We start from the raw sequence: 15,195 nt of genomic DNA on the forward strand, positions 1-15,195 counted from the left end.
CAACCGGTGGACGCAACACCTCGACAATGGAGGTGTTAGATGGGACGACCATCAGGATGGGCGGCAGCGTTGACCGGGCGAGCGGTGATGCGGTCACCGGGACGTCCCCCGGTACGCAGGGACCTCGAACGGGCATTCTGGTCGCAGATCGTCAAGGGGCTCACCAGCGAGGATGCTGCTATCGCATGCGGCGTGTCGGCACCGGTTGGCACACGGTGGTTCCGGCACGCTGGGGGTATGCCGCCCATTGAGCTGACCCCGGTCTCGGGGAGATACCTTTCCTTCACCGAGCGCGAGGAAATTGCGATGTTGCGAGCCCAGAAGATCGGCGTACGGGAAATTGCGCGCCACATCGGGCGGTCGCCGTCGACGATCTCGCGAGAGCTGCGACGCAACGCCGCCACCCGAAGCGGGCAGATCGAGTACCGCGCCTCTACCGCGCAATGGAAGGCCGACCTCGCAGCGAGGCGCCCGAAGCCGGCGAAGCTCGCAGAGCACGAACGGTTGCGAGAGTACGTGCAAGACAAGCTTTCCGGATACGTCTATGCCAAAGACGGAACAGTGGTCGCCGGACCGGACGTCGCGGGATGGAAAGGTCGAAATAAGCCTTGGCGTCGTGATCGTCGGTGGGCGACTGCCTGGAGTCCGCAGCAGATCTCGAATCGGTTACGTATCGACTTTCCTGACGATACGTCGATGCGTATCTCGCACGAGGCGATCTACCAATCGCTCTATATCGAAGGGCGCGGCGGATTGGAGCGGGAGTTGGTGACCTGTTTGCGGACAGGGCGAGCGTTGCGTAGGCCTCGCGCCCGGGCGCGGCAGCGACCGGCCGGGTTCATCACCGACGAAGTCACCATCAACGCGCGGCCCGAGGAAGTCGCCAGTCGCGACATTGCGGGACATTGGGAGGGGGACTTGATAATTGGATTGAATCGTTCGGCGATCGGCACGGTGGTCGAGCGGACCAGCAGATTCACGGTGCTGCTGCACCTGCCGCGCAAGATCGGATATGGCACGATACCACCCGTGAAGAACGGGCCGGCACTGTCCGGGTACGGGTCGGAGGCTGTCCGTGATGCTCTGACCAAGGCGTTGTTGCCTCTACCGGAGCATCTCCGGCGATCGTTGACCTGGGACCGAGGGAAGGAAATGGCGCGACACGCGGACCTCACCGCGGCCACCGGGATCAGTGTCTACTTCTGCGAACCTTACAGTCCGTGGCAGCGTGGGACGAACGAAAATACGAATGGTCTTCTTCGGCAATATTTTCCGAAGGGCACCGACCTGTCCCGATACGATCGACGTGAAGTTGATGCAATCGCTGACGCGCTCAACAATCGGCCTCGCAAAGAACTCAAATGGCTAACGCCCGCGGAAGTCCTTGCTGAACAAGTATACTCACTCCCACTGGACGGTGTTGCGACGATCAGTTGAATCCGCCTTGACTGCCGGCATCGCTGTGGTGAATCAGCCCGTCGGTCACGGCGTGGCCGCTGTGGTCCCGTCGCCACAGCGCCATCTTCAACGCGGTCGTGACCATGGTGGTGTCCTTCACGGTCGCGGCGTGCCAGCCGACGATCGCGCGGGAGAAGCAGTCGATCACGAACGCCACGTAGACGAACCCGGCCGATGTTCGGCAGCAGGTGAAGTCGGTGACCCATTTCCGGTTCGGTGCCTCGGCGGTGAAGTCCCGATCGAGCAGGTCCGGGGCCCGTCGGCTGTTCTTCCTACCAGGGATAGTGGTGCGGTGCCGGCGGCCACGGACGATGCCGGACAGGGCCTCGTCGCTCATGAGTCGGTCGACAGTGCAGGCTGCGACCTGGTGGCCGCTACGTCGCAGGTGGGCGGTCATCTTGCGGCGCCCGTAGAGCCCTTCAGCGGTGTTGTCGGTGCCGAGCAGCGCGTTCGTCAGGTGCGCGTCGGTCACCGTCCGTTCTGACGGTGGCGCGGTTTTCCAGTCCCGGTACGTGCGTGGGGCGACCTGCATTCCTTGCGCGGTGAGCACGGCGCAGATCGACTCGACCCTGTAGTTCTGTGCACGCATATCATCGATGAACTGGCAGATCAGCGGTGGCGAGGGTCGAGTTCCCTCGCGAAGAAAATCGAGGAAGATTTCAGGATCTCGTTGGCTTCCTTGAGTTCTCGGTTCTTACGTTCGAGTTCTTTGATCCGCTGCTGCCCCGCGGACGTGGCACCGGGCAGCTGAGCACTGTCGATCTGGGCCTGTTTGATCCAGGTCCGCAGCGACTCCGGGCCGATCCAGAGCTTCGGGCCGATGGCCTGGCAGGCGGCGTGCAGGGACCGGTACTCGTCGAGGTGGCCCTGGACCATCTTCACCGCTCGCTCCACGCTGCTCGATCGGTAACGCTTGGGCATGGTCTGCATCCGTCACAAGAAAGGAAGCGGCATCAAACGCGGCACGGTTCACAAACCCCGTGTCCAGCTTCCGGGGTCAAGGCCCGTCTTTACTCACCGGGTCACTGTGCCGTCTCCATTGGGGTTTCTGGTTCTAGCCACTCAAACACTTTCGGTCACAGTTGCCGGCGGCGCAGGGGCGGTGACCATCTGAGTGCAGGCAATCATCTTTGGGCGTCAACTGTCCCGCTCTTCCGCGCTGCTTCCCGGGGTTTCAGAAACTCCAGATCAATAAACCGGGCGACGCACCCAACAGCTGAAAGTCAGCCAGGTGTTCTGAGCGGAAGCTCGGGGCTCACGTGGATCGGACCACCGAGACGTGAACGATCCCACCCGGACAGGTTTTGGTGATCGTCAGAAAGGGGAGGTGTATTCCTGCGTTGGGGGTGGCAGGGCGAGAGCGCGGGTGACGAATCGCGGTGGGATGGCACCGGTTTTGATGTAGGACAGCAGGATTTCGGTGGCTTCGTCGGGGGTGAGTACCTCATCGGTGTAGACGGGGATGACGCTTGTTCCGTTGTTGTAGGTGATGCCGTGGTCGGGTTCGCTGCCGCGCGGTCCGCCGCGGCCGATGGCGTAGTTGATGCGTCCTGATTCGTCGTCGATGCTGACTTCGACGGTGAGCCCTTCGGCTGATCCGGCGCATTGGCAGTAAGTACGTCCCATCGAGGCCCGCTCGGCGTCGGTGAGATTGTCCGGCCATGCGGGGCGTGGCAGTTTCTCGAAAATGATGTACGACCGTTTGACGCCGTCGAGGTTGCGGGGCAGTCGTTTGGCCATGCCTTCTGCGCCGAAATCGGAACCGAAGGAGGTACTTCCGTCGCTGTGGGTGACCATGTAGGTGGGGATTGCCATGAGATCGTTCCTTTCCTCTCTCGTGTCGCGGTGGGTCACTTCGTCCAGCGAGGGACGCGTTTCATGATCACGTCTACGATGCGTATGGTTTCACCGTGCAATGTGGCCACGGCCGGGTTGTCCGGGCTGACGGCCTTGTCGAACGCTTCTTGCTGGCCACCGTAGGGCGAGTCACCGCTCTTGATTTCGACCCCGGTATAGGTGCCGTCTTCGTTCTCGAACAGGCCGTCATAGCGGCGGCTGTTGTCTACACCGGGCACTTTCGAGAGAACCTGATCTCGCAAGACTTCGACGCCTTCCTCTTCGGAGACTTTGTCGAGGCCCGCTTGTTCCGCTTCCTTCGATCCGTCCCCTGTATTTCCCACACCATACTGCCCGAGCGCGTTGCGCTCTTGGTAGGCCCTGAACGCGAGTACGCCGAGAAGCCCGACGCTTCCGACGATAATAAGCCCAGCACCTGCGGGGGAAGGGCGAGCCCTACCGAAAGTCGCAACTGCAGTCGCGGACGCTTGAAGTGAATCGAGGTAATTCCCGCCTTCGGACGGACTCTCGCCGCCGGATTCCCCATACGGGCCGAGAGCAGCAGCTTGCCGCCATTCCTCTGCAGTGACAGGGGTAATACCGTAGGCATCGACGAACGCGGCATATCCTGCCGACTCTTCCGCCGTCGGATTGTGCACCCACTGACCTGCATCCGAATCCCAACGGGTGTCGGAGTTTCCGTCCGGGTCCACTCCCGACTCGGGTGATCCGTCGGAGTTGAGTTGTATCAGCTCCCCGTCGGCTGTCAGGAGTGATTGTGTCCTGTCCGGGTTCGACACCGTGGTGTTGTTGTCGTTGTTTTCGTCAAGCGCACCGGAATGCACATACGAATTCGATTGATCCGGGTTCGTGATGGTCGAATCGTACGAACCGTCGTCGTTGGCAGCCCAGTCCGCTGTCGACGTGGTTCCGTCCTGGTTCGCCACCACAGTGCTGCCCTCGGTGTTCGCCGCGTTCGCCTGGGACACCGCATCAGGCGACGCGCCGTTGGTCGGACTGTCCGTGGTCCACGTCTCGGTTGAGGACTCGTCCGCGGTGACATCGGTGTTGTTGTACGACGCTGCACCCCAACTGTCGTCGGACCAGGTGTTGATGTTTCCTTGACCGTCGTCGTTGGTTCTGGTGTCGGTCCACGTGCCGTCTTCACGAGTAATGCGAGTGTCGACCGCTTCCGCGTTGACCAGCGTGTGCGTGGCGGTTTGTCCACCAGGAAGAGTTTCGGTCCACGTTTCTCCATCAGAGCGGCCGGTGGTGTCCACCATCCCGATCTTGTCCTCGGGCGGGTCAGCCAAAATCGGGTACGCGGTCGCTTCGTCGGCGTACACCTTCTGGATGAGGCGGCCGTCTCGGACTTCGTAGTCGGTCGGGACCGGGTTTCCGTTGGCGTCGTACGCCCACGGTGCTGCGATGAGTGAGACGGGATTTCCGTCTGCGTCGAAGACGGTGACGGAGCCGTCCGGGTTGACTGACATGTGTCCGCCGGGCGGCACCTCGACAGGGATTTCCGCTTCGTGTGAGGACGTCTCGTCGTGGATGAGGAAGAACGTGCGGCGTCCTCCGTCGGGTTCGGTGACAGTGATCTTCGACTGCCCGCCCTTGGCGTACTGCATCAGGGGTGAGGCGAGAGTTCCGACTGCCTGGGAAAGTATCGATTCCGGCGTACGACCATTCAGCGGTAGACGGGGGCCGAACGGTGAACGGCGCCCGCGCACTCCGATCCCGCCGGCAGTGAACGCGGCGGCGCCGACGAGAACCAATTCGAGGTAGCGATCGCGTCCGTCGCCTTCGTCGAGGCCGGAGGTCGTGACGGTGGGGGTTTATTCCTGCTGTCCGGGAACACTATTGGGTGTCGCTGCTGGGACTGGTCCGGGACCGCAGTCGGGGGTGGTTCCCTCACCCGGGGTGGGGTTGAGTGTGGATGTGGGTGAGAGAACCTGTGGCGTCGACGCGTCAGGGGGTGCGCCGGCACCGGTTTCCGAGGTCGGGGACTCGGAAGCAATCGGCGGAACCTCGATCGTCGGGACAGGAACGATGGGGGTGCCGTTGTAGGTGGGAAAGTTCGTGGGCGCATTAGCCCCGACGTTGGGGCCGCCGCCTGGAGCCTGTGCTCCGGGGAGTCCGACGGTGGTCGTCGGGGCGGCCGTCGCGGTCGTGGTGGGAGCACTCAGGCACGGGTTGATGACCTCGGGCGGGATGGGAGCACCGGGTGGTAGCGAGGCGATCAGGTTCAGGTAGATCTGATGATCGCGGGCCCGCACCGCCGCGCAATCCTCCGCAGGCCCCGCCGACGCGGGCCCGGCAGTCAAGGCGATACCCGCACCGATCAGCCCTGCTGTCCCGGTCAACAGTGCGCCGGCAGCAAGAACCCCCGCCAGCGACCTGCGTAGCGTCATTCTCGCCGTGCGTGTTCGTGTGGGTGTCACCGACGATCACCGGCCGTGTTCGACTTCTTCCGGATCTCGGCGATGAGCTTGTCCGCGCCCCACCAGAACACCCGGCCCGCGATCGACATCCACAGGAAGAAGGCCAGATACACCAGAATCGTCCCGTAATCAGTGGCCCAGTCCCCGAGTCGTCCGATCACCGCGAACGCCGCGATCAACAATGCGAGCCCGAAGATGGTCGCGATCACCGCCTTCGTTGTTTCGCTCAGTTCACTGTCGCGGTCCCAGTCGTCGACGTCTGTGCCTCTGTCACCACGAGTGATGGCCGGCGGCTCCGTCATCGGGCGGGGCCGCGAGTGTTCGGCGTTGTGGATGGTCATGACGGGACTCCAAAGGGTGGACGGGTGAAGTGGTGCAAAGGATTTGGTGGACGATCGTCATCTCGACGAGGCCGGGCGGGAGAGCGACTGTCGATTCGGGATCGCGAGGCTGACTTGTGGTTGCGGACTTAAGATGCGCTGTGAGCGCTCCATTGCAGTCAGTCGGGATCGGAGCGTGGGCTGCGAAGTCAGTTCCAGTGCTGGTAGGTCTGGACGATGTGTCTGGCATTGGCTGGGTGATCGGGGTCAGCAAGGTAAACGTCGAGGTAGCCGCCTGGATGGGCGGCGGTTTCGCCGATCGTGACCCGGTCGGGGCACTGAGCTTGTCGTTCGGGGCGGCGGTGAGCGACGACCATGGTGTCAGATCAATCCATCGCTGCGAGCCGGGGACGATGTCGGAGATTGCGTCGGGGATAGGGCTCGTCGCCAACGCCGCCGTTTCCGCATTTGAGAGTGAGAATCCGATCCGGCCCAGCTCAGGTTCGACGAGGGGGTTGCCGCCGATGTCGCGCCGGCGCCGAGAGTGCCGGTAACGGCGATACCTGCGAGGCACTGTCACGTTAATCGAAAAATATAGTGGCACATCTAGTTTGGGTCATCCTGCTACGGGACACCGCCGGGTCGTTCACTTTCAGGCGGCGGCGGTCGCGGTGACTTCCTGCCAGACCGCGAAGCGGTCGGCCATCTCGGTACGCCATTGGGGTGCCGAGAGCTTGTGCCGGTTGGGCCGGAAGTGCGGTGAGATGTCACCGAATGCGGACAGGAACCGCTGCGCATGCCCAGGTGATGTGAAGCGTTTCATCGCCCGCTCCCGCTGTCGGGTCGGTTGGTGCGAGTTCTCGGCTCGATTGTTCAAATACTTCGACCTGCGATGCTCGACCGAGGCCAGCATCTCGCGGTGCGCCACCTGGTAGCTGGCGAGCTTGTCGGTGACGATCACTCGCGGCACATACTCCAGCCTTTTGAGCAGCTTGCGGAAGAACCGTTTGGCCGCCAACGTATTTCGGCGGGACTGGACCAGCACGTCGAGCACGTTGCCTTCCTGGTCGACCGCCCGCCACAGGTAATGCAGTGTGCCGTTGATTTTGATGAAGACCTCGTCGAGGTACCACTTGTCACCGGGCCGCGCCCGCCGCCGGCGCAACTGGTTGGCGTAGGCCTGCCCGAACTTGGCGCACCACCGGCGAATCGTCTCGTAACTCACCACGACACCGCGTTCGAGCATAAGTTCCTCGACTTCACGGAAGCTGAGCGGGAACCGGAAGTACAACCACACACAGTGGTTGATGATCTCGACCGGGTAGCGGTGCCCTTTGTACGACAGCGTTGGAGTGGTCACGCCGCATTCTCCCAGTTCGCCGCGTTCAACAACGTGACAGTGCCCCGGCATAGCTGTCACCGCAGCGGGGCGGGCGTTGATCGCGCCGCCGGCCGGGAAGAACTCCACTCCCGAGTCTTGGCTCTGGAACCGCGGATCACTCAGATAGCGGTGCAGTGTGCGTAGCTGGTCATCGGAGTACGCGCGGCGCAGTTTTGCGCTCTTGTACTTGCCCAGGAATGGAGCTCGACCTCGTGGTGCGGACAGCCGAGTCGACACATCCAGGAACGGTCCCTGAGTCGCGGGCACCACGACCGGCGGCGGCCACACCCCGTCAGTGACTGCGTCTATGAATTCGTCGAGCAGGGTGTGGGCATCTGGGCGGTCGGCGTTGAGCCGCGGAGTGAGCTGGCAGAGCCCTCCGAGATAGGCGCTGGCGAAGAACTGTGCGTAGAGGCTCGAAAACCGCGAGCCCGGTTCACTATTGCGTTCGAAGAACCGTAGAAAGTTCCCGACGAACCGTACGAACGATTCCTCGGTGGCCGTGGGTAGAACAATCTGTGCCGTCAGCAGGTTCGTCGGCGGTATCGGCAGAAGCCGAGTCGGATCGGATCCGTCGGTATCATGTGAGCGGAGCAGGTAGCGGGTGACCACCCCAAAGTTGCCGCCTCCGCCGCCAGTGTGTGCCCACCACAGATCGGCATTCGGACCATCTCGGGTGGCGAGTACAACCGAAGCCTGCCCTCCGGCGTCGACGACGACGATCTCGACACCGTAGATGTGGTCGACGACCGACCCGAACAGTCGCGACTGAGGTCCGAATCCGCCGCCGGCGGCGTGACCACCCATTCCGACACCGAGGCAGCTACCACCAGGAATCGTCACACCCCACCTGCGGTGCAGTTGCTCGTACACCGTGCCGAGATCGGCACCGGACCCGACCGAAAATGCCTGGTAGGTGGGGTCGTAGTCGATGGCAGTGAGCCGACTCAGATCGATGATTGCTCTCGTGTCGGGGTTGTCGACGAAGTCCTCGACACAGTGCCCACCCGAGCGAACCGCGATGCGCAGACCCCTGTCGAGGGCTTGCTGGACCGCGAGCACGGTCTCCTCGGCGTTGGTCGGCACGAAAATAGCATCGGGATGGGCGACGAAACGGGGGTTGTAACCGCGCTGCGCCAGGCCTGCCAACCCCGGATTTTCCGGATGCAGTTCCGCAAGTGGGCGTGGCACGGCGGGGTCGGCTGCGGCGATCGACGGTGACGCCGGTGCGGCCCCGACCATCGCCGCCGCACCGAACAGCAGGCGTCGGCGCGAGAGTCCGGGCATGGGGAAAGTGTACTTCCGCGCAGCCAGCGATGGGCCGAGTTCCGATGGCGCAAAGTCACCGCAGTCGTTCTGACACATCGGGATGTTCGGGAAGATCGACGTCAACCTTCGGGGCTCGGCCGACGTTCCGCGATTCATTGTCGGCGAAGTAGGTGAGGGCATACTAGTGTCGGTGTGCGCCTCGACGTGGCGCCGCTTCCGACTCACCTTCAGCAACAGATTGTCCCGACCCTCCCCACACGCGACAGTGGTCATTCGATGACCGGCAAGACCATTCGATCGAAATGATCGAGGCGCCGAAGTCGGCTGACTTCACACGATAGAGTCGAACTCGGAAGTAATTGGTTCGGTGGAGGTTTGTGCGTGCGGTTCGGATTCATTTCACATATCGTCGGGCACGATTCCTCGGTGGTGGTGCTGCAACAGAATATCGAATTGGCGATCCTGGCCGAGGAACTCGGTTTCGACTCCTTCTGGGTCGCGCAGCACCACTTCGGTGCCCAACAGGCGCATTGTCCGTCACCCCTCGTTCTTTTGTCCGCCATCGCTCAACACACCAGCCGGATTCGACTCGGCACTGCGGTGGTCGTCGGATCGATGGAACACCCGCTTCGGTTGGCGGAGGACGCTGCTATGGTCGACGCGCTCAGCGGGGGACGTCTCGAACTCGGACTCGGGGCGGGTTCCGATGAGGTGACTGCGCGCCGCTTCGGTGTCGACCATGCCCGTCGACACGAACTCTTCCGCGGCAATCTCGACATTCTCAGCAGCGCGTTGACCGCCGATAGCGATGTTGTTCCCGCAGTATCGGGCCTGCGCGCAAGACTCTGGATCGGCACCGCCTCGGAGTCCGGTTTCGAACTTGCTGCTGAATGTGGACTTGGCGTTCTCACCGGCCGTGCGTCCTCCCCGCTCGGCCCCCGTGACGGGATAGCCGCCGCCAGATCTGCGCGGTATCGCCGCCGGTATCAAGGGGCAGGGGCGCCGCGAGTGGGAGTATCACGGTCAATTCTGTGCGCAGCCAGTGCACGTGACGCATTCACGCACCTACGGCCGGGCATCGAACGATCGTTGGAGAAGGCCTATGCCGCGGGTCGATTCCCGGCCGATTTCACAGCACACGACTACGTGTCCACAGGGCACTCGTATATCGGCACCGGACTACAAGTGCGGGAAGCGCTTTCGGAAGACCTAGTGATTCCTCATGCGACCGACGTGTTGTGCAACGTGCAGCCGGCCAGCCCGAGCTATACAGCGATCGGTGAAAGTTTACGAATCTTTTCCGACGATGTCATCGCACCCTGGAATAGCGTCGTTCACACCACCACACTCGTCTGAAAGTCGGGGGCGGCGCTACCGGAAGGTGCAGGGTCGGTGGAGATCACGGTGTCGGCGTAGTTTTCCAGGATGCGATCATCGTGGGAGACCACCACGATGGCCAGTCCGTCTTCGGTGAGGCTGCGCATCAACGTCATGACAACCTCGGCGCTTTCGTCGTCGAGAGCTGCCGTGGGTTCATCGGCCAACAACAATCGCGTGTCGCCGACCAGCGCACGTGCGATGGCTACACGTTGGGCCTGACCACCCGAAAGTTGAGTCGCGCCGCGAGAGGGATCGATATGGCCGAGCCCCACCCGCTCGAGTGCATGGCGTGTCTGGTCGATGGATTCGTTCTTGCTCAGGCGGTCCCTTAGTCGTGGGCGCAGTGGTTCGGTGACGATGCGATGCAGAGGCCACCGCGGATTAAGGCTGCCCCGCGGATTCTGGAAGACCATGGCAACGGTGCCTGGCCTGGACCTGCGATCGGGGTCGTCCCACAGTAGTTTTCCGCTTGTGGGTTCTTCCTCCCCGGCGAGCAATCGCAGCAGAGTGCTTTTGCCGGTACCCGAGGATCCGCTGATTCCGAGGATCTGGCCACTGCGGACGTCGAAGTCGATGGGGGCCAGGCCCCGTCCGGCACCGTAGTTCTTGGTCAGCGATCGGGCTTGAAGCAGCGGCATGGTTCCTGCGGTGGCCGCGACTGGACGTGGTGGCCGAAGCGCTGTTCGATCGCGATACTCACGCAGTGCGGTCGCGCTGTCGTCGACCGAGACGATGCGCCCGGCCGCCATCCGATACACGCGGTCGGCGTAGCCACAGACCAAATCGACATCGTGGCTGACGACAAGGAGAGCGCGGCCAGTGCCTGTCAGGGTGCCCATCACGCCATGTGCGTTGTTCGAATCGAGTGCGGATGTCGGTTCGTCTGCGAGCACGACTGCTGGATCGAGTGCGCCGGCAGCGACGATCGAGGCGCGTTGGAGCATGCCACCGGACCAACTGAACGGGTATTCGCGTCGGCGTGTATCGCCGGGCGAGAGGGAAACGTGATCGAGTCGTGACGCAATCTGGCCGTGGGTTACTTTGTGTTGTTTCGCTTTCCACGATTGGGCGATGTTGGTGCCCACCGTCATCAAGTTGTCGACGGCGCCGAAAGGATCTTGGCTGACGTAGCCGAGGACTTCACCGCGCACCTCCCGGCACTGCGCTTCGGTCATCGCCACCATGTCCTGGTCGTTGACCAGAATCTCGCCGCTGACAGTGGCAGTCGCGGGCAGTGTCCCGAGAAGTGCTTCGAGAATCGTGGTCTTCCCGCTGCCACTGGGGCCCACGATCGCCACTACTTCTCCCTCTCCCACCGTCAGGTTCACGTTGTCCACAACCTTGGCTCCGCCGAGGTACGAGACGGTGAGGCCACGGATTTCGATGACAGATTCGGTTCGGGACATCAGCGTGAACCCTTACTGTTTTTCTGTTGCAGGCCTTCGGCGAGCAGATTGGCGCCGGTGGCGATCAGCAAGATGGCGATCGATGGGGCTATCAACAGCCACGGTGCTGCGGTGAGGAAGCGGCGACCATCGCCGAGCATGGCGCCGAGTTCGGCTGTGGGCATCTGTACACCCAACCCGAGGAACGACAATCCTGCGAGGGAGACGACGATGCCACCTAATCGCAGGGTCGAGATGATCGCGATCTGTGGCAGGACGGCCGGAAGGATGTGCCGGACACCGATCGCTGTTGTGCTTGCACCGGAAATGCGGGCAGCCATTACGAACGGGAAAGTTCGTGTTTCCATGGTCAGTGCCCGTGCGATCCGCGCATCGGTTGCCCAACTGGAAATCACCAGCGCAAGTAACAAATTCCCGTATCCGGGGCCCAACAATCCGACTATGGCGAGCGCGAGCACCAGGCTGGGGATGGCCAATACGATGTCGATCAGTCGAGAGGCGATTTTGTCCGGGGCGCCGCCGGACAAACCAGCGGCGATACCGACCAACACGCTCACGGTGGTGGATCCGAGCAAGACAAGAATCGCGGAGATCAGAGACAGTCGTAGACCGTTGACCGTTCGAGCGAATTGGTCACGGCCGTACTGGTCGGTGCCGAACCAATAGATGCTGTTCGGTGCTAGCAACTTGTCCGAGTAGTGGGGTTCGTTCGGCGGGAATTGCGCCAGCAGTGGTCCGAACAGCGCGATGACGGCAACCAACGCGAGCAGCACCATGCCGATCTGTACCGGTCGAGGCGTATCACGAAATACCCGCTTACCTTTTTCACGAACAGGTTTCGGTGTCCGCAACTTCAGGCTGCTTCTCATGCGTTCACCGTTATCCGTTTGTCGATCACGGTCGTCATGACGTCGGCAAGGACGCTGACGATGACATAGGTGAGGGTGGCGAAGATCGTGAAGGCCTGGACGACCGGCAGATCCCGTGTGCGAACCGCGTCGACGACGAACGAGCCTAACCCCGGCCAGGTGAAGACTGTTTCGATGACGGTGGCACCGCCGATCAGCATCGCGACCCCGACGGCGAAGGCATGCAACAACGGGACGGCGCTGTTGGGTAATCCGTGACGCCACAAGATCCGCCATGGCCTCGCTCCCCGGGCCCGCAAAACGTGTGCTGCCGGGGTGTCCATGAACTCGATCAGATTTGCCCGCAATAGACGCGACCAGGCATCCGACAACCCGAGTGCGAGACACAAGGCCGGCATCCATGTCTGGCTCCACTGACCATCGAGGACGGCTTTGCCGTACCCGAGATCGATGACGAACACCTGAATCAACAGCAAAGCCACCACGAAACCGGGAATAGATGCCGAGAGCAACGCGAAGCCCTGCGCGGCGTAATCAGGCCACCGGCCGCGGCAGTATGCTCCGACGACTCCGAGGACCACCGTCAAGAGCACCGCAATCACCAACGCCACCAGTGCAAGCCGCAAACTGGCCGGTAACCGCGAGAGGAACTCGTCGCCCACAGGTCGGCCGGAGGCGAACGAATACCCGAAATCGCCACGAAGGCAATTCCACAACCAATGCAGATACTGCGAGAACAAAGGAGAGTCCAGGTGAAGGCGCTCACTGAGTTCAGCTAGTTGAGCTGGATTGGGCTCCGGAATACCCTGCGCGACAAGGATCATTCGCGCAGGGTCTCCAGGAGCAAGCGGAAGCAGGCACCAGATCAGAACACTGGCGCCCAACAAGGTGATCAACGCTTCCGTCGCCCGGCGCCGTACGAGTACGAGAACTCGCATCGAAGGGACCGTCGCTACTGTCCGGTAGTGCTCGTGATGTGCCGACGAACACTCGACACCTGGTAGTCGGCCCACTCGGGTCCGGTCACAACGGTGAAGTACTTGTAGGTGCCGGCGACGACATACGCCTGATCCTCGACGAGAATGCCCTGTGCCTGTTCGAGGAGGTTGTTGCGGGCCTGATCGTCGAACTCGGTACGCAGTTTCGCGCCGATCTCGTCGATGACGGGATTCGCTATGCCCTGCGCGTTGGAGGAGCCGCCGGTCGTCCAACGCACCAGGTACGGCTGAATCGGATCAGCTGTGCCAGAGAGCGAACCACTCAGCGCCACCGATGCCTCCCAGCCCTCAGCATTTTTCTTCACTGCTGCGGAGTCCTCGGCATTGTCGATCTGCAGATCGAAGCCCGCCTTGGCCACCTGATCCTTCATCGCGATAGCGACGTCATTGGTCTCGGGCCCCTGAGCTTGGGTGACGAATCGTACGACCAGCTTCTGACCGTTCTTCTCACGGAGGCCGCCCTCACCGGGAACCCAGCCAGCCCCGTCGAGGAGCGCTTTCGCCGCCGGTAGGTCGAAATGCTGATTGTCGACTGCGAAATCCATCGCATCGGGATACAACCCGGTAGCAGCTTCGAACTGACCGTTGCCCACACCATCTGCGATTCCCTGGTAATCGATCGCCGAGGTGAAAGCCTTCCGGACGTCGGTATCGGTGAAGATCCCCGACTTGAGGTTCATCTCGACCAGCAACGACTGCAACGCCAACTTCGAGGACAACACACTGATATCCGGGTTCGACTGCAGTTCCAACTTCGCTGAAGTGGATGGGTAGAACGCCATGTCGGCTTCGCCGCTCTGGACGCCGGCTAATCGAGCCTGCTCGTCCGCGACAACCTTCACGTGCACGCCTTGCAGCGGCGGGGTCCCTTCCCAGTGCTTCGCGAACGGCGCCAGAACGAGATTCTCGGGGCTCCACTCGGTAATCGAATAGGGGCCGGAGTACGCGCCGGCGCCGACGATTTTGGTGGAATCGCCGCCGGCTGCGTCCATGATGGCAACGTCGTAGATCTGCAGCGAATTGTCGCGAGCGGCCAGCGCCGCTGGAACCATAGCGTTCGGCTCCGGCGTGGTGAGCACGACCTTGCCGCCTTCGGCGGTGACCACCGTGGCCGGATCGAGGTAGACCTGCGCAGCGGTGGACTTACTGATCTGCCTGGTCAGTGCAGCCGCAACGGCCTGAGCATCTACTGGGTTCCCGTTCTGGAACGTCACACCGTCACGCAAGGAAACCACCCATCGGGTGTCACCGTCACGCGAAACATCCTCCGCGAGCCAAGGCTTGATCTCGCCGGTGTCGGTGACCTGGAGCAGGTTCTCTGCGACACCCCAGTCGAAGAGCCAGTTGGTTCCCGTCCCCGCTGGATCGAGCCCCGCGATCTTGTAGGAGTTGTAGATCGTGAGAATGCCGTCTCCATCGGCGCGCAGAGCACTGGCCTGCGAGGAAGATCCCGTGGAACCGGTGTCCCCATTCGATGAACATCCGCCGATGACGAGCGCGGAGACCAGGATCGCGGTGGTGACGATCTTGCACCCCAACCTGCGTGCGTTCGGTGACTGGTTGGGGGTATGACTGGGTAGCCGCTCGGCGGTGAGCCGATCGCGGCGAGTGAGCGCTCGCATTATTCATCCTCGTGACGTGAACCTGTTGGGGTGCAGGTGTCCTGGCTTCCGGATCAACACTCGCCTTCGGCCTTCCAACCCAGGGAGGTCGTGGCCAGTGCATTGAAGGTCTGCTACTCGGTGACAGTTGCGGGACAGCCCCGGATTCACACCGGTGTTCCCTGCACGAGGAAACTTAGCACCCGCTAAATCAATGATGATCCGGGAGTAGA

The 15,195-nt window shown here is 62.2% G+C and carries 14 protein-coding genes, 1 pseudogene and 1 riboswitch; of the genes and pseudogenes, 2 read left to right on the plus strand and 13 right to left on the minus strand.

Features of this window, described 5'->3' with window-relative positions:
• The first annotated feature begins 39 nt into the window (after nucleotides 1-39).
• On the plus strand, nucleotides 40-1,437 hold the full coding sequence (locus ABH922_RS28105; protein WP_424809851.1) for an IS30 family transposase: 1,398 nt from the start codon (nucleotides 40-42) through the stop codon (nucleotides 1,435-1,437).
• Here the strand turns inward: ABH922_RS28105 and ABH922_RS28110 are convergent.
• From ABH922_RS28110 to ABH922_RS28150, 9 genes and pseudogenes are all read right to left on the minus strand, one after another.
• Complete coding sequence (locus tag ABH922_RS28110; RefSeq protein WP_424810283.1) at nucleotides 1,430-2,047, minus strand: IS3 family transposase; 618 nt, start codon at nucleotides 2,045-2,047, stop codon at nucleotides 1,430-1,432. The genes ABH922_RS28105 and ABH922_RS28110 overlap by 8 nt on opposite strands.
• A gap of 20 nt (nucleotides 2,048-2,067) precedes the next feature.
• A complete protein-coding gene (locus tag ABH922_RS28115) occupies nucleotides 2,068-2,379 on the minus strand; it encodes a transposase (RefSeq protein WP_424810284.1) in 312 nt (103 codons plus the stop codon).
• Between the two features lie 393 nt (nucleotides 2,380-2,772).
• The gene (locus ABH922_RS28120) at nucleotides 2,773-3,273 is read right to left on the minus strand and encodes a hypothetical protein (protein WP_424810285.1); all 501 of its coding nucleotides are present in this window, start codon (nucleotides 3,271-3,273) and stop codon (nucleotides 2,773-2,775) included.
• 35 nt (nucleotides 3,274-3,308) lie between these two features.
• Complete coding sequence (locus ABH922_RS28125; protein ID WP_424810286.1) at nucleotides 3,309-5,072, minus strand: hypothetical protein; 1,764 nt, start codon at nucleotides 5,070-5,072, stop codon at nucleotides 3,309-3,311.
• A 60-nt stretch (nucleotides 5,073-5,132) separates the two neighbouring features.
• On the minus strand, nucleotides 5,133-5,738 hold the full coding sequence (locus ABH922_RS28130; RefSeq protein ID WP_424810287.1) for a hypothetical protein: 606 nt from the start codon (nucleotides 5,736-5,738) through the stop codon (nucleotides 5,133-5,135).
• Complete coding sequence (locus ABH922_RS28135; RefSeq protein WP_424810288.1) at nucleotides 5,735-6,079, minus strand: hypothetical protein; 345 nt, start codon at nucleotides 6,077-6,079, stop codon at nucleotides 5,735-5,737. Before ABH922_RS28135 ends, ABH922_RS28130 begins: the two co-directional genes overlap by 4 nt.
• Nucleotides 6,080-6,267: 188 nt before the next feature.
• Nucleotides 6,268-6,435 (minus strand): hypothetical protein, encoded by a 168-nt coding sequence (locus ABH922_RS28140; RefSeq protein WP_424810289.1) that lies wholly within the window; start codon nucleotides 6,433-6,435, stop codon nucleotides 6,268-6,270.
• A gap of 275 nt (nucleotides 6,436-6,710) precedes the next feature.
• A complete protein-coding gene (locus ABH922_RS28145) occupies nucleotides 6,711-7,469 on the minus strand; it encodes an IS6 family transposase (RefSeq protein ID WP_424810336.1) in 759 nt (252 codons plus the stop codon).
• Between the two features lie 696 nt (nucleotides 7,470-8,165).
• Nucleotides 8,166-8,981, minus strand: a pseudogene (locus tag ABH922_RS28150) (FAD-binding oxidoreductase); the annotation flags it as partial.
• A gap of 108 nt (nucleotides 8,982-9,089) precedes the next feature.
• Between ABH922_RS28150 and ABH922_RS28155 the strand changes: the two are divergent.
• Complete coding sequence (locus ABH922_RS28155) at nucleotides 9,090-10,064, plus strand: LLM class flavin-dependent oxidoreductase (RefSeq protein WP_424810290.1); 975 nt, start codon at nucleotides 9,090-9,092, stop codon at nucleotides 10,062-10,064.
• Here ABH922_RS28155 and ABH922_RS28160 read toward each other — a convergent pair.
• Genes ABH922_RS28160 through ABH922_RS28175 form a run of 4 tightly spaced genes read right to left on the minus strand, consistent with a single transcriptional unit; the run spans nucleotide 10,043 to nucleotide 14,983 of the window.
• On the minus strand, nucleotides 10,043-11,494 hold the full coding sequence (locus ABH922_RS28160) for an ABC transporter ATP-binding protein (RefSeq protein WP_424810291.1): 1,452 nt from the start codon (nucleotides 11,492-11,494) through the stop codon (nucleotides 10,043-10,045). The two genes, ABH922_RS28155 and ABH922_RS28160, sit on opposite strands and share 22 nt — an antisense overlap.
• Complete coding sequence (locus ABH922_RS28165) at nucleotides 11,494-12,363, minus strand: ABC transporter permease (protein ID WP_424810292.1); 870 nt, start codon at nucleotides 12,361-12,363, stop codon at nucleotides 11,494-11,496. The genes ABH922_RS28160 and ABH922_RS28165 overlap by 1 nt, the downstream gene beginning before the upstream one ends.
• Nucleotides 12,360-13,301: an ABC transporter permease gene (locus ABH922_RS28170; RefSeq protein ID WP_424810293.1), complete on the minus strand. Its 942-nt coding sequence runs from the start codon at nucleotides 13,299-13,301 to the stop codon at nucleotides 12,360-12,362. The genes ABH922_RS28165 and ABH922_RS28170 overlap by 4 nt, the downstream gene beginning before the upstream one ends.
• Before the next feature lie 14 nt (nucleotides 13,302-13,315).
• On the minus strand, nucleotides 13,316-14,983 hold the full coding sequence (locus ABH922_RS28175) for an ABC transporter substrate-binding protein (protein WP_424810294.1): 1,668 nt from the start codon (nucleotides 14,981-14,983) through the stop codon (nucleotides 13,316-13,318).
• A gap of 14 nt (nucleotides 14,984-14,997) precedes the next feature.
• Nucleotides 14,998-15,182: riboswitch (cobalamin riboswitch) on the minus strand.
• Nucleotides 15,183-15,195 lie beyond the last annotated feature (13 nt).

Origin of the sequence: Rhodococcus sp. 27YEA15, from assembly GCF_049739425.1 — a bacterium.
Classification (GTDB): Bacteria; Actinomycetota; Actinomycetes; order Mycobacteriales; family Mycobacteriaceae; genus Rhodococcus_F.